At 44.4% G+C, this 15,143-nt stretch carries 12 protein-coding genes, 3 tRNA genes and 1 riboswitch; of the genes, 3 read left to right on the plus strand and 12 right to left on the minus strand.

The window, feature by feature from the left end; all coding sequences use genetic code 11:
* Positions 1 to 53: 53 nt before the first annotated feature.
* Positions 54 to 135, minus strand: a riboswitch (cyclic di-GMP riboswitch).
* 101 nt (positions 136 to 236) lie between these two features.
* On the minus strand, positions 237 to 821 hold the full coding sequence (locus tag JI667_RS18720; RefSeq protein WP_206857782.1) for a DNA-3-methyladenine glycosylase: 585 nt from the start codon (positions 819 to 821) through the stop codon (positions 237 to 239).
* Between the two features lie 222 nt (positions 822 to 1,043).
* Between JI667_RS18720 and liaG the strand changes: the two genes are divergently transcribed.
* Positions 1,044 to 1,907 (plus strand): LiaG family protein, encoded by an 864-nt coding sequence (gene liaG / locus JI667_RS18725; protein WP_206857783.1) that lies wholly within the window; start codon positions 1,044 to 1,046, stop codon positions 1,905 to 1,907.
* 25 nt (positions 1,908 to 1,932) lie between these two features.
* On the opposite strand, the gene JI667_RS18730 is transcribed toward liaG, so the two are convergent.
* Positions 1,933 to 4,116, minus strand: a complete 2,184-nt coding sequence (locus JI667_RS18730; protein WP_206857785.1) for an FUSC family protein — start codon at positions 4,114 to 4,116, stop codon at positions 1,933 to 1,935.
* 355 nt (positions 4,117 to 4,471) lie between these two features.
* On the opposite strand from JI667_RS18730, the gene JI667_RS18735 reads away from it, so the two are divergent.
* A complete protein-coding gene (locus JI667_RS18735) occupies positions 4,472 to 5,977 on the plus strand; it encodes a M1 family metallopeptidase (RefSeq protein WP_206857788.1) in 1,506 nt (501 codons plus the stop codon).
* Between the two features lie 53 nt (positions 5,978 to 6,030).
* Here the strand turns inward: JI667_RS18735 and glmS are convergent, their stop codons facing one another.
* From glmS to sigW, 6 genes are all read right to left on the minus strand, one after another.
* Positions 6,031 to 7,833, minus strand: a complete 1,803-nt coding sequence (gene glmS / locus JI667_RS18740; RefSeq protein WP_206857790.1) for a glutamine--fructose-6-phosphate transaminase (isomerizing) — start codon at positions 7,831 to 7,833, stop codon at positions 6,031 to 6,033.
* Positions 7,834 to 8,347: 514 nt separating this feature from the next.
* Positions 8,348 to 9,697 carry a phosphoglucosamine mutase gene (gene glmM / locus JI667_RS18745; RefSeq protein ID WP_206857791.1) on the minus strand — a complete coding sequence of 450 codons (1,350 nt, stop codon included), beginning with the start codon at positions 9,695 to 9,697 and terminating at the stop codon, positions 8,348 to 8,350.
* A 25-nt stretch (positions 9,698 to 9,722) separates the two neighbouring features.
* A complete protein-coding gene (locus tag JI667_RS18750) occupies positions 9,723 to 10,964 on the minus strand; it encodes a CdaR family protein (protein WP_206857792.1) in 1,242 nt (413 codons plus the stop codon).
* Positions 10,957 to 11,793, minus strand: coding sequence for a diadenylate cyclase CdaA (cdaA, locus tag JI667_RS18755; protein WP_206857793.1), 837 nt, complete (start codon positions 11,791 to 11,793; stop codon positions 10,957 to 10,959). Before cdaA ends, JI667_RS18750 begins: the two co-directional genes overlap by 8 nt.
* A gap of 234 nt (positions 11,794 to 12,027) precedes the next feature.
* The gene (locus JI667_RS18760; RefSeq protein ID WP_206857794.1) at positions 12,028 to 12,681 is read right to left on the minus strand and encodes a zf-HC2 domain-containing protein; all 654 of its coding nucleotides are present in this window, start codon (positions 12,679 to 12,681) and stop codon (positions 12,028 to 12,030) included.
* Between the two features lie 15 nt (positions 12,682 to 12,696).
* Positions 12,697 to 13,260, minus strand: a complete 564-nt coding sequence (gene sigW / locus JI667_RS18765; RefSeq protein WP_206857795.1) for an RNA polymerase sigma factor SigW — start codon at positions 13,258 to 13,260, stop codon at positions 12,697 to 12,699.
* A 168-nt stretch (positions 13,261 to 13,428) separates the two neighbouring features.
* Here sigW and JI667_RS18770 point away from each other — a divergent pair, with 168 nt between their 5' ends.
* Entirely contained in the window at positions 13,429 to 13,590 is a 162-nt protein-coding gene (locus tag JI667_RS18770) for a Spo0E family sporulation regulatory protein-aspartic acid phosphatase (protein ID WP_206857796.1), read from the plus strand.
* A 65-nt stretch (positions 13,591 to 13,655) separates the two neighbouring features.
* Here the strand turns inward: JI667_RS18770 and rocF are convergent, their stop codons facing one another.
* From rocF to JI667_RS18790, 4 genes are all read right to left on the minus strand, one after another.
* Positions 13,656 to 14,558, minus strand: a complete 903-nt coding sequence (rocF, locus tag JI667_RS18775; protein WP_206857798.1) for an arginase — start codon at positions 14,556 to 14,558, stop codon at positions 13,656 to 13,658.
* A 311-nt stretch (positions 14,559 to 14,869) separates the two neighbouring features.
* A tRNA-Ala gene (locus tag JI667_RS18780) sits at positions 14,870 to 14,945 on the minus strand.
* Between the two features lie 44 nt (positions 14,946 to 14,989).
* Positions 14,990 to 15,062 (minus strand) — tRNA-Lys (locus JI667_RS18785).
* Between the two features lie 4 nt (positions 15,063 to 15,066).
* Positions 15,067 to 15,141: transfer RNA gene (locus tag JI667_RS18790), tRNA-Gln, on the minus strand.
* Positions 15,142 to 15,143: the final 2 nt, after the last annotated feature.

Below are 15,143 nucleotides of genomic sequence, written 5' to 3' on the forward strand. Positions count from 1 at the left end.
TCTTTTATTTTTTCTATTCCATAAAAAAACCACACAAAAACGCATTCCCCGCGTTCGCATGTGGTCGGTTGCGCTACTGGCTCCCCTAAATGTAAGCGCCCATCTATCATTTAGGTTCACAGCCCCCCAGTCGAAATGTCCGTTTATGAAGGCGTTCATAAGAAAAATATACCACAAACTAGTACTTTTGGGGTGTGTTTTACTACAAATTATTTGAAAATTCATAAAGAAAGTGTTTATTTCGACACATAAGGGTTGTCACTGATCCAAAAACGCCATGGATAATCCTTCGCCTCTCCTGAGTTATCAATCCCTATTCGTTTTCCAGACGAAATGTTGTCGGGGAAAAATCCTTTGGTGATCATGAGCGGCGGCTCACTGAAACGGCCTCCATAATCCTCCATCGTGATGCCTAACGCTTTCGTCAGTTTTCCTGGTCCATTTGTCCAATTCTTCTTCACATGACCGGGTCTCCTCCCTGCCATCAGATCCTCTCCTTCAAGAGGCTCAACCGCTCTAATGAGGATTGCTTCAGGCTTCTCCTTTTCCCCGCTCACAACATTCACCAGACAATGAGTGTGCATCACATATGTATAAATCCGGCCTGCTTCATGGAACATCACTTCAGTCCTTTTCGTACGCCTGTTTCCATAACTGTGAGCAGCCCTGTCTTCCGGTCCAAGGTAGGCTTCTGTCTCTACAATGTATCCTGAAGCGATGCCCTCCTCCGTCTCTTTCACTAACACGCAGCCGAGAAGGGACTTGGCGAGTTCCAACGTAGGCTGCGTATAGAAGGATGGAGGCATAGGTGTGTCTTTCATGGTTTCACTTCCTTCATAGATTTATACTCTTTATGTACCCGATCCTTACCAAATATACTCCACGATAGGATTAGTCTCCACACCGGATTCAGAGTCACGCCGAATAACTGACTCCGCCTCTGGTCTGATTCAAAAATAATCCCATGGCTCATTGTGAGGATCTTCCATCTAGATTAAAATAATACTATAAAATGGTAAAACAAACCAAAGTGAGGGATTGAAATGAAAAACGCGTTTGCCGTATTGATTGCGCTTCTTGCACTCGGAACGCTTTATGTCATTCTGAATGACAATACGTCCATATTTGCCAATGAAAGCCAGTCCGGGGATCGAATCGAAGTCACAAATAAAATCATGAATATCGATCTTGACTTGGAAAGCAGTGACACGGACATATTATCCACAGATAAGAATGAAGTGAAGGTCGAGATTGAAGGTAAAGGAACAATGGCATTGGCTCAGAATGGAGACACCATTCATGTAACCGTGAAACATAAATGGTATGAATGGATAGGTTTCAATCGAAAATCAAATGTAACGGTCTATGTTCCAAAAGACTACGACCGGAGCATGGAGATCGATATAGGGTCAGGGAATTTCGTGATGGCAGGGAAATCCGACTCAGCGAAATGGAAGCTTGATGAACTGTCCCTTAATATGGGATCAGGAGACATGGAAATAAGCAATATCGAAACAAATGTATTCGAGCATGACGGTTCGTCCGGTGATCTCGTCGTCAACGGACTCACCACTAAGGATGGCAAGGTGGAGATCAGCTCCGGGGATGTAGAATTATCGAACTATGAAGGTCCCCTGGCTGGAGACTTGTCCTCAGGTGAATTATCGGTCAGCATGGACTCTTTAAAAGGAGATTTGAATTTCAATGTCAGTTCCGGTGGCGTGAATCTCGATTTACCGGATGACGCCAGCTTTAAACTGAACGGCGAAGCAAGCAGCGGTGATATCTCCTGCAATCTTCCATTAAAGGATCAGAAAATAGAGGATGGAGATATTTCAGGAGTTTCGGGCTCTGGTAAGTATACAATTGATGTTTCTGTATCGAGTGGCAATGTGGATATTTATTAAGGAAAAGGGTGAAGCGGAAACCGCTTTACCCTTTTTTCACTTCTGCACCTAATTCTTCCCCCAGAGCGACGATGGATTGATTGATCCTCCACACATAGTAGAAATGATGAATAAGGTCCACCTGTGATTTTCGCCAGCTCGGAGCTTGGGTTTCGATTCTTTGCCGCTCCGGGCTTAGATCCCACATGACAGGTGAGCTTTCCTTATCCTTAACCAGTTGGCGAAGCGTTTCAATATTATGGGACATTTTCTCTTCCGTTTCTTTAAACGCACTGCTGAGCTCTTCAGAAACATTTGCCGCTACCTTCCGGTGGGAGGAGGCAAGCAGGTGTTTTGCGTAATAATTAACGGCCGTGGCCACCGTGATCCACCGCCCTGCTCCTGACCTCGTCATGGCCCCCGGTCTTTGCAGAAGAGACTGTGCCTCATCCTTGATCCCCTGGAGCTTCTGGTCCAGATTAAACGCCTGGTCTGTTAACGGTTGATCTTCCGTTTTAATAAAGGAATGGATATAAGATGACATATAACCTTGAAGTTCCCCAAAGAAATCATCAAAGCTATCTGCCACTTTGTCTTTCGTCTTCTTTGGCAACACAAATGCCGATACGCCAAGGGCAATTACAGCTCCGGCAATCGTATCTATGACACGTGCCCCCATGAGCTGAATACTGATCCCACCCAGGAGGAGATCATACATAAAGGCGATGAGCATCGTAATGAAAAGGCTCATTAGGGTGTAGGAAACAGGGAAAAGGTAAAAAGCAAGAAACAGGACCGCAAACAGAAGAACAACCTCCAACTGCGAATTTCCGGATACAAAATTGGCTGCTCCGAATCCGATAATGGCCCCGATCACCGTTCCAATCGATCGTTGGAATGCTTTCATATACGTTCTGCCTACCGACTCTGTACCAATCTGAATAATAAAGGTTGTTAACAGGACCCAGTACGGCTGTGCCGGTGCAATCAGCTCCCCGACAATGATTGCAAGCGTTCCCGCTACCAAGGCTTGTATCGCTTTACGTGTCGAAGGTTTTAAACTCTTAGTCTCTTCAGACTCATCTTCTTTTTCCTCTTCTTCCGGATCAACGTCGTTCTCTACAGTCGTCTCCTTATACTCCGAGACTTTCAATGACTCCTGAATCGTGATGGCCGCTTCTAAGACATGATTGGCAATGGATTCGATCCGTCTTAGCAGGTATATCCACCCATCTGGCTTTTTCTCCTGATTCAAGACCTCGGACAACACCAGCCGTAGGGCCTGGATAGCCTTTTCAGCCTCTTCAAGTGAACGGGGATCATAATCCTGAGCCAGTACCTCGGCGTCACGCAGTGAACGCAGCACCCATACAAGCAGTCGCCTCAGCTCCATGACCTCCAGCGCTTCCATATCCTTCAGCTTTTTCAACGAATCAGTGAGCGTTTGAATGAGCATTTCTGTATCAAACACATATAACCGAAGTTGTGATGCCTCGATTCCCGGCCAAAGCTTTTTTAAATCATTCTCATTTATATCTCCCGCTACGCTTCTTGCATACTCGTTCAACCTTCTTACGTTTCGGTCCAACTGCTTCCTTCGTTTACTGCTCGTATCGGGATCCTCAATCAACTTCATCAATATGGTGAACGTCAAATTAGATTGAATATGAAACGACCGCATGCTTCTTCGTAACATATGGACAGAGTCCTTAAAGATAATGAAGTTATATAGGTACGCAAACACAACTCCTATGGCTATTCCAAGGTAGAACCACTCAAGATGCTTCACATCCAACTGCAGAATCGATGACATATAGGTAGACATAAATCCTGCCATCCCCATGGAAAAATAGCGGATGGCAAAACGTGAAAAGTAAAATGCGCTAAATATAGCCGCCACTAATAAAGCATTCACCACAAGACTGTAATGCGCAAACGCGGAACCCAGTGTAATCCCGGTTGCAACCGCGATACCAACCAAGAGGGTCGTTACCTTCTTTTTGCCTGTCGTATCATCCATGACCACGAATATACCAAGCATTCCTACCATTCCAGACACAATGGCCGGAGTGATGGATGGATGGTCGAATTGCTTTAATAAAAACAGCATGGAAAACACAGCCGATATCAAACTGATCGTTGCTTTACCCGCCTGCTGAAATCTTTTTCTGCCGGGGTCGGACGCTAAAATCCTCCCCAGCCATATATGCTGTCTATGTAAATGCTTCATGTCTCATCATACCCTTACCTACGCACCGTATTTCATTCTCTTTTATCGTACCCCTTCCAATAAAAAAGTAACCTGGACTGCGGTGAGCAGCAGGTTACCCTTATTTGCCGGTGCACGAAGAGAACGGAATCTATTTGTATGATTATAAGGGTTTTATGTAAGAGGGTAAAGAAAAGTGCTTCGCAAACTCTTTCTAGGTCAATACACATACCTCTTCCTTACAAATCACGTACCATTTCCAAAAATAAGGAAAATAGTATCAAGGGAATACGCTCCTCTTTCCAGAATCCTTTAAGTATTAAGGACGTTCCCAGAAAATGTATGATGGATCGTTCAACTTATAGGAGGGTTCAATATGAAGATCAAGCGTATGACACAACGAATGTCAATGGTAGCCATCGCACTTCTATGTGCAACCGGGTTTGCTTTACCGGCTTCTGCAAGTGAAAATGATATCTTGAAACAGGATCCAAAAGGGGCTTATGTCCCATCGGGAATGCCTGACCTCTCAAAGCTTCACGACAAGCCATTTAACATGAACGGGAAGAAGAAGAACGAGCATGCTCTTGGACCTGCTGCTCCTTCCTATACCATCGATGTTGACTACAACTCTACCACTCATAAAGCGGAAGGCACCCTGGAAGTCACGTTCAAGAATAATATTAAAAACAACTTAAGCGAATTATATTTTAATTTATGGGGAAATGCCGATGTCTTCAAAGAAAACGGAGGTGGCATGGAAGTATCCGATATTAAAGTGGATGGTAAAGAGGCAACATCTGAAGTGAATGCTACCGCATTACATATCAAGGAGCTTTCATTAAGCAAAAATAAAAAAGCCACCGTCAGCATGCATTTCAAAGTAAGCCTGCCGGAACAACAGGACCGGTTCGGATGGTACGGCGACACGGTTTCCATGGGGAACTGGTTCCCGATCCTGGCCGTTTATGATGACGAAGGATGGAATGTAGATCCATACTATCCCTATGGGGAATCCTTCTACTCTTTATCAGGGAAATTTGACGTAACCGTTACAACCGACAAAAATCAGGTAATTGCGGCTACTGGAGAAGAAGTCGGGAAAGCTGAGATTTCAGGAGATAAAGCCACCCACCGCTATAAAGCCAAGGATGTCCGTGATTTTGCCCTGGAAATGAATCCGAATTACCGTGTGATCTCTACTGAAGTCAATAATATCAAAGTGAATGTCTATTATTCTGAAGAGCATTCCAAATATGCTGCCGCCCTCCTCGAATCCGGAGAAGAAAGCATCAGGCTCTTCAGTGAGAAATTCGGCAAATACCCTTGGCCAGAACTCGACATCGTCACGATGGAAGGCTGGTTCGGCGGGATGGAATATCCACAGCTTGTCATGATCAGTCTAGCAGGGGACCGTCCACTTGATTGGGCCAAGTCCGTCAACGCCCACGAAATCGGACATCAATGGTTCTACGGCATCATAGGAAATAATGAGTATGACGAGCCATGGCTCGACGAATCGTTTGCCAGTTTCGCTGCCGCTTTATATGATGGGGAACTTGATTCACTACAAGTAGACCCCGTTGAAGAATCATACTATCACCTTTCTAGCCAGATTTCCGATTTCACCGCACGAGCCGATGAAGGAGGAATTGGTGCTTATTATTATATGATCTATAATTATGGATCCAGCACGGTGAATGATCTAAGAGAACTGCTTGGAGACGATGCATTTTATTCCGCCATGCAAGCCTATTTCAAGCAGCAGAAATTCGGTATTTCCACCACAAGGGATTTTATCGCTTCCATGGAAAAATCAACGGGTAGGGATTTGATGCCATTCTTCAGGGATCATCGGGTGCTGCTTTCAGACCAGGAATAAAGAAAAAAACCGGCCAGCCCTTAAGGGCTGACCGGTTTTCTATTATTCAATTCTTACTCAACCGTCACAGATTTCGCTAAGTTACGTGGCTTATCTACATCACAATCGCGATGCAGAGCAGCGTAGTAAGAAATTAATTGTAATGGGATAACAGAGATAAGAGGTGTTAACAATGGGTTAACCTCCGGGATGACGAAGCGATCTTCTTCGTCTTCTAAACCTTTCATGGAAATGATACATGGGTTGGCTCCACGAGCGACAACCTCTTTCACATTCCCTCTGATACCAAGGTTTACTTCTTCCTGTGTGGCAAGGGCAACGATCGGTGTACCTTCTTCGATAAGAGCGATCGTACCGTGTTTAAGCTCTCCTCCAGCGAATCCTTCTGCCTGGATGTAAGAGATTTCTTTCAATTTCAATGCTCCCTCAAGACCTACATAGAAGTCGAGTGAACGGCCGATGAAGAAGCAGTTGCGAGTCGTTGACAGATATTCGCGTGCGATATCTTCAAACTCTTCTTTCGCGTCGCAAAGTGCTTCCATTGCAGTAGCGACGATACCAAGCTCTTGAACAAGATCAAAGTCCTGGTAGTTTCCACATGCCTGACCGGCAACGTGAGCAAGGATCGCAAGGACTGCCAGCTGAGCTGTGTACGCTTTTGTTGAAGCAACAGCAATTTCAGGTCCTGCATGAAGGAGCAACGTGTAATCCGCTTCACGTGAAAGAGTAGATCCTCCTACGTTTGTAATGGTTAAGGATTTATGTCCAAGTTCTTTGATTTGAACGAGTACAGCACGGCTATCTGCCGTTTCACCACTTTGAGAGATGAAGATGAACAATGGCTTCTTAGAAAGTAAAGGCATATTGTAGCTGAATTCGCTTGCTACATGAACTTCTACAGGAATCCCTGCACTCTTCTCGATGAATTGCTTTCCAACCAGACCGGCATGGTAACTCGTTCCACATGCAATGATGTAGACACGATCCGCTTCTTTCATCGCGCCGACAATAGGCTCGTCGATGTGAAGCTTGTTGTTCTCATTTTGGTACGCTTGAATGATTTTACGCATCACTAATGGCTGCTCATCAATTTCTTTCAGCATATAGTGAGGGTATGTGCCTTTTTCAATATCACTGGCATCGATTTCAGCTGTGTAAGGAGCACGTTCCATTATTTCACCGATCAAGTTTTGAATTTCGACCTTTTCTTTCGTTACGATGACCATTTCTTTATCCATAAGCTCAACATATTGATCCGTTACTTGAATCATCGCCATCGCATCACTTGCTACAACGTTGAAGTCTTCTCCAAGACCGACAAGAAGTGGACTTTTGTTTTTCGCGACATAGATCGTTTCATCGTTCTCAGAATCCAAAAGGGCAATGGCATAAGAACCTTTAAGAAGCATCAGCGCTTGACGGAAAGCTTCTTCCACTGTGTTTCCTTCTTCTACAATCTTCTCGATCAGCTGAACGATAACTTCTGTATCCGTATCACTTTTGAACGTTACGTCTGTTAAATACTCGCGCTTAAGTTGAGAGTAGTTTTCGATGACTCCGTTATGAACGATTGTGAAGCGTCCTGAATTACTTTGATGAGGGTGGGCATTCACCTTGCTTGGTACACCGTGGGTAGCCCAGCGAGTGTGGCCGATTCCAGTGTTGCTCGATACATTCTCATCTACGATTCCACGGAGATCGGCAATACGACCCTTCTCCTTGAACACATGGATGCCTTCATCGTTTTGAACAGCGATCCCTGCAGAATCATAACCGCGGTACTCAAGCTTCTCAAGACCTTTTAAAAGAATTTCCTTTGTATCTGAATTTCCAATATATCCAACAATTCCACACATGATTAATATATCCTCCCTGAACATGCAAGGGGGCAAGAACTCTTTTGGGGACGACTTGCCCCCTTATCTCTGTTTGTCATTAGTATTTACGCTGGTCACTTTTTTCCTTCCCTTTGTGCATTAAGTTGCCTTAACGTTTTAAGAAAGGAACTTTCGGCTCGGTGACACATACGAACCGGGAGGCATCCGCCGAATGCTCGATAAACCTCCACCTCGTCAACTGAACGATCCTTGTCGTATCCATCGCTCAGCCCTGGCGCTTTCGTTACATCTGTTCCTCACTATCCACCTTTCCTTCTTGACTCACATTCCCATTTTATATGAAAAACGAAAACAAAATCATCATACACCAGTGGGTTTCCCTTCGTCAACAAAAATCTGGCAACGATAAAGAGTTGTTATCACTTTGTCATGTTCCCGACACAAGTCGGGGCTAAACCACCTTGTAAAATGACTCTACTCATTAAATATGCACAAGGGGGATAAAATGACCCCCTTGTGCATGAAAAATCAACTATTCCTTCAGACCCATTTCCTGATCTACGACTTGTACAATTTCATTTACATATCGCTCACACAGCTCTTCTGTAGGTGCTTCCGCCATGACTCGGACCAGGGGCTCCGTTCCTGAAGGGCGGACCAGGATCCGTCCATTTCCGTTCATTTCTGCTTCGACTTTTTGAATCACGTTTTTAACCGTTTCGTTATCCGTTACGTGATGCTTGTCTGTTACACGGACATTCACGAGCTTTTGAGGGAATTTCTGCATTTCTCCCGCAAGCTCCGATAAAGATTTTCCTGTTACCTTCATGATGTTTACGAGTTGGATACCTGTCAACAGGCCGTCACCCGTTGTATTGTAATCAAGGAAGATGATATGCCCTGACTGCTCTCCACCGAGGGTATAACCATGCTTTTTCATTTCTTCCACAACGTAACGGTCTCCCACGGCCGTCTGGATGCTTTGGATTCCATTCTCCTCAAGACCTTTATGGAAACCGAGATTACTCATTACAGTAGATACGACTGTAGATTGTTTTAATTGACCATGCGATTTCAGATATTTACCGCAAATGTACATGATTTGATCTCCATCTACGATCTGGCCATGTTCATCAATGGCAATGATCCGGTCCCCATCACCGTCAAAGGCAAGGCCCAGATCAGCACCTTTTTCTTTCACCATTTCAGCTAGTGCTTCAGGATGAGTGGAACCGACTCCTTCATTGATGTTCAATCCGTTGGGAGATGCTCCCATCGTGGAAATATCGGCATCAAGATCCGCAAACAGGTGAGTGGCAAGAGCAGAAGTAGCACCATGGGCGCAATCTAATGCAATATGTAATCCATCGAAATCTTCGTCAACCGATTGTTTCAAGTACTGGATATATTTTTGACCGCCTTCGAAATAATCACTTACCTGACCAAGGTCAGCACCGATTGGTCGAGGCAGTCCGTCAACCGTTTGATCGAGCAGATCTTCAATATCCCTTTCCTGATCATCTGACAGCTTGAAACCATCCGGTCCAAAGAACTTGATCCCATTATCTCCCACAGGGTTGTGGGATGCAGAAATCATGACTCCCGCCTGGGCTCCCAATGCCTTTGTTAAGTAAGCAACACCCGGAGTTGAAATCACACCTAAACGCATCACTTCCGCACCTATGGAAAGAAGTCCAGCCACAAGCGCTCCTTCCAGCATATGCCCCGAAATTCGAGTATCCCGTCCAATCAATATTTTGGGACGTGTAGCATCCTTCGTCAGAACATACCCACCAAATCGTCCAAGCTTAAAGGCTAATTCCGGTGTTAATTCCGTATTCGCTACACCTCTTACTCCATCCGTTCCAAAATACTTACCCATTGTCATTCTCTCCTTTTTACAGCTCTTATGCTGATGTGTTCTTTTCTTTGATTTCTACTTGTACCGTTTTCTGTGAAAGGGTCCATTCGACGTTCTCTGGACCTTCTGCTTGTATTTCCACCTCATGTTCACCGGGCTCAAGCCCTGAAAGATCAAGGGCAAGGGAGAAGTCTTCTTTCTTCACTTTGCTCACTTCCCCGTTTTGACCTTTCAGTGCCACATCCACTAGCCCACTCTCAGGTGTCGTGATGGTGTATTCATATTCGTCAGCCAGTCCCTCTGGCTTGATTTCAATTCCTGATAAGCTCTTTTCCTCAGTCGTAGTCACATCAACCTTGACCTTCACTTCTTCAGGAGCCACTTTGTTTAACCCTTCCTTCAGGGCAAGTGGTACTGTAATCGTTGAATCCTTCTTGATTTTGGATAGGTCGACTTCGGCCAACAGTTCTTCTACTGTGTCCAAGACGTCTTGTCTCCCAAAGATCGTGGCCTCTTTAGGCTCCACCGATATGGACTCCAGGGTAGTCCCCTTGGGAAGGCTCCCCTGTTGTTTAATCGTGATGGGAACGCTTTTACTCGGGTTTACTACGGAAACGGTCACATCCACCACTTCCGGATCTACTAATACATCCAATTTATTGTATTCGCTGTCTAGGACCTGAACCCGGGCTTCCCTTGTCGCATTTTCATTGATTTCTTCTTCGACATCAAGTGTCGCAATGACATAGGCAATCCGTTCTACTTCATCCTTGGAACCTGTCACTTTCACGGTTTTCGGATCCACGGCAAGGCCCTCTGCCTCATATCCATTGGATAAGATGCTTTCATTAAATTGAGGTTCGATCGTAAATTCTTCCGTAACCTTTTCCTGAACAGAAATATTCGCAAATTCAGGATCAAGCTTCACTTCCAATTTATCAGATATATTCTGAACCTGAATTTCGACCTGATGTTCCCCAATCTCAATATCATTCAAATCCACATATACTTGAAAATCTTTCACTGTTTTCGCTTGCTGCACAACCGCTTTAGGACCTTCCACGGTCACATTCACTGTATCCGGCAGCCCTGACACTTCCAGGTTCTCACTATCATAGAATACTTCAAGTGGGACATCCTGGATCGTTTCAATGGCATTTTGAGAGGTACTGCCATTGTTGTTAGCTGTTTTCTGTATATCGTCAAAGTTGACAGAAAGGTAGAGAATGAAAGCTAACAAAAGTCCAACGATCCGCATAAACCAACGGCTTTCCATGAATTTATCCATTTTCTTTCTTCCCCCTAAAACTCCATTTCGCCGAGGAAGCATTTGTCTTATCGCCAATGAGCTCCAACGTTAGAATTTCCCTGAAGCGCTCCAGAGAGAGATCGCGATGCAACTCTCCATTCTTTGTAATGGAGATAGCTCCCGTTTCTTCTGACACAACGATGGTAATACTATCTGTCACTTCACTGACACCAAGTGCAGCTCTATGCCTCGTCCCCAGTTCCTTCGAAATAAATGGGCTCTCAGAAAGAGGTAGATAGCACGCAGCAGCTGCAATTTGATTCTTCTGGATGATCACCGCTCCGTCATGGAGAGGTGTATTTGGGATAAAGATATTAATGAGCAGCTGAGAGGTGATCTTTGCATTAAGCGGTATACCCGTTTCAATATAATCACTCATCCCGGTTTCTCTTTCCAAAGTAAGTAAAGCACCAATCCGACGTTTCGCCATATAACTCACGGCTTTCGTCATGGATTCAATCATCTGTTCCTGTTCTTCTTCCTCCTGCAGACCCGTCCTTGAGAACAAACGTCCCCGTCCGAGCTGTTCAAGAGCTCTCCTTAGTTCAGGCTGGAAGATGATGATGATGGCGAGGAACCCCCAGGTAAGGGCTTGCTCCATCATCCACCCAAGGGTATCAAGACCGAAGATGCTACTCAGGCCCCTTACGATGATGATGACAAAAATACCTTTTAGTAGTTGTACTGCTTTCGTTCCTTTTATCAGCATGATCAGTTTATAGATTACAAACCATACAACGAGTATATCTACTATATCAGAGACATAATCCAGCGCGGAGTAATCCGAAAAAATATCGATAAACGGCATATTACATCCTCCAATAGCTTAATCGAAAGCGTAAGCCGCCATGTGTGGCTTCTCCATTTTCGTAACGTTCCTATTATAGCACAATTCAGCAACCTCAAATGAAAGACACCCACGGCTTCATGATTTTTCTTTTCTATTCATGAACTCACGTTTTTACATGAAAAAACTGACACGAAAATCATAAGTGTCAGCCCTTAAGGGACGGACCTTACATTCCATCCCCTCTATTTTATCCTACTTTTCTTCAAGTTGCGAATTTCCCCAATCCAACGTGTCTTTAGCCCCTTTTTTAATCTGGTACCAAAGCCACTCGAATGCTTCATCGATCTCATGTATGTCCCCTGTCACACTCCCCGCAGAAGCCAAATATTGCTTTCCGTCGATACCCGTGACCTTCCCGTTGATGACCGTGACATTTCCAGCTACTTTTCCTTCTATTTTCACATCGCCATTGCGGACGGTCAGATCCCCTTTCACAACTTCACCTTCAGGAACAACGACGGTATGATCCTCAACGACTAATTGAGCATTTTTCGTGAAAGAAAAGTCCTGCTCGTCATTCCAGGATGTGAGAAAACTACCGGTCATAAAGAATAGGAATAGGGCAGCTGCGGTAAGAAGCGGATGATGACGGAACCATCTCTGTACCCCTACCTTCTTCTTCTCTTTCGGTAATCTGGACATGAGGTTATCTGTAAAGTCTGACGGAGCACTGATATGGGAGGTGCTCTGTACAAACGCAATCGCTTTTTTCAACTCATGGAAGTGATGCTGACACTCACTGCATTCCTGCAAATGATGTTTCAGTTCTTCCTCTTTTTCTCGGTTTAAATCTCCATCTAAATAATCGTGCATATACTCAATCATTTCTTCAGGACAAGGCTTCATGTTCACTCACCCTCTCTACAGTGATCGTAATTGTTTTCTGAGAGCTTCACGCCCTCTATGTACTCTCGTTTTGACCGTTCCCAGCGGCAGATCCAATATTTCACTGATTTCTTGAAGTGGGAGTTCTTCAATATATTTTAAGACAATGACCGATCGATACTTCTCGGGTAATTTCGAAATTTCTGTTTGAATGGTCTCCTGCAACTCCATATTCTCCACTTCATCCTCAGGGAGCTGAACATCAGCAGCCACTTGTGAGTACATCGTCAAGCCTTCCGTCCCTGCCACTTCTGCATCAAGGAAGTAATCTGGTTTCTTCTTTCGTATCCGGTCGATGCAGAGGTTCGTCGCTATCCGGAAAAGCCATGTCGAAAACTTTCTCTTCTGATTAAAGGTCTCTATATTTATATAGGCCCTGATAAACGCCTCTTGTGCAATGTCTTCTGCCTCATGACGATTTCCGAGCATACGATAGCATATTTGAAACACTTTATTCTTATAAAGCTCGACTAATTCTGCAAAGGCGTTCTGATCACCTTTCAGTACTTGTTTGATCCGTTTTTTCACTAATGCTTCCATTTAACAACCTCCGCTCTATGCGGCTATATTTATATACGTACTACCCCATCAAAAGGTTTCAATTTTTATCTATTATTATCCTAACAAATTTTCAAGGGAATGTGTTTACAATTATTAGAAAAGGGGTATAAAGGAACTAATTATTTCTATATGTGGGAGGATCTCAAAATGGGGGCAAGAATGAATGATTTATTATTTCAAATTGAAGACTGCCGTCGCCAAATGGTCGAACTAGCATTAAAGTCTTCCTTTGCTGATGAGCAAGTAGTGGATTTGAGTACTCGTCTTGACGATCTATTAAATCAATATCAAGTGGTCAAACACCATTGAACACAATAGATAAAGGCTGGAAACCTCGTACGGTTCCAGCCTTCTTTTTTAATTATTGGACCGGATTATAGTAATTTCTCTCCAAAAAGGGAACCCATTAACGCCACGGCAACCGTAGCTGTTTTATTTTTCTCATCCAGGATAGGGTTAACCTCAACGAATTCTGCTGATGTAATCAGTCCTGACTCCTCAAGCATCTCCATCGCCAGATGACTCTCACGGTAGCTGATCCCTCCTAGAACCGGGGTTCCTACACCAGGAGCGTCGCTTGGATCTAACCCGTCCAGATCAAGTGACAGATGAACTCCGTCTGTTCTGCCCTTCAAGTAGTCTATGGACTCTTCCATAACCTTCGTCATACCAAGGCGGTCAATTTCATGCATGGTGTACACTTTAATGCCTTTTTCCTTAATTAACTCCCGTTCGCCTTCATCTAATGAACGCGCTCCAATGATGACAATGTTCTCAGGCTTGATCTTAGGTGAACTTTGACCGATATTTGTCAAATCTTCATGACCGATGCCCAGGCTCACTGCAAGTGGCATGCCGTGGATATTACCTGATGGAGACGTATCTCCCGTATTCAGATCACCATGTGCGTCATACCAAATGACACCCAAATTCTCATAATGAGGAGAAACACCGGCGAGTGTACCAATGGCAATACTATGATCGCCACCAAAGATCAAAGGGAAATCCCCGCTTCCAATAGCATCATTCACTTTACCTGCAAGGGTTTCACTAGCTTCAGCAACCGCTTTCAAATTACGTAAATTTGTATCCGGGTTATTATGTACACGCTCAGCCTGGCCAATTTCAATATCACCCAGATCTTTAATATCATATCCGAGGTTCTCAAGGCGTTCTACGATGCCGGCATAGCGGATTGCGCTTGGTCCCATGTCAACACCCCTGCGCATTTGTCCTAAATCCATTGGTACTCCAATAATTGAAATATTTTTCTTCATCAAAAATTCCCCCAATTCAAAATTTAAGTCCTACCCTTATTGTATCCTTATATGGTGCGATGACTCAACTGGACAAGATTGTGCATATATATGCGTGTACAGTGGGTTATACGTGTTTGGGTGTAAGAATATGCAGGTGTCTTAGGTATTTGCAATGTTTCAGTACAGCGGCGCAGCTATAACAATTTGAAAAACAGCCTACAAAAAAGAGTCAAATAAAAAAGCCTTAAATCTCCTAAAAGATTCGAGGCTTAATCATGTCGTATGTATGGTTATTTTTGTCCGCTTCATAGACGGATAACAAAAATCTTTGGTGGAGCCTAGCGGGATCGAACCGCTGACCTCCTGCGTGCAAAGCAGGCGCTCTCCCAGCTGAGCTAAGGCCCCATATAGACAAATTCCCACACCAAAAGATGTGAGAAAATGTGTGATGAGCCATGAAGGATTCGAACCTTCGACCCTCTGATTAAAAGTCAGATGCTCTACCAACTGAGCTAATGGCTCGTAATGGCTGGGCTAGCTGGATTCGAACCAACGCATGTCGCAGTCAAAGTGCGATGCCTTACCGCTTGGCTATAGCCCAAT

The sequence above is a fragment of the Bacillus sp. NTK074B genome (assembly GCF_017303375.1).
In the GTDB taxonomy this organism is placed as follows: domain Bacteria; phylum Bacillota; class Bacilli; order Bacillales; family Bacillaceae_B; genus Rossellomorea.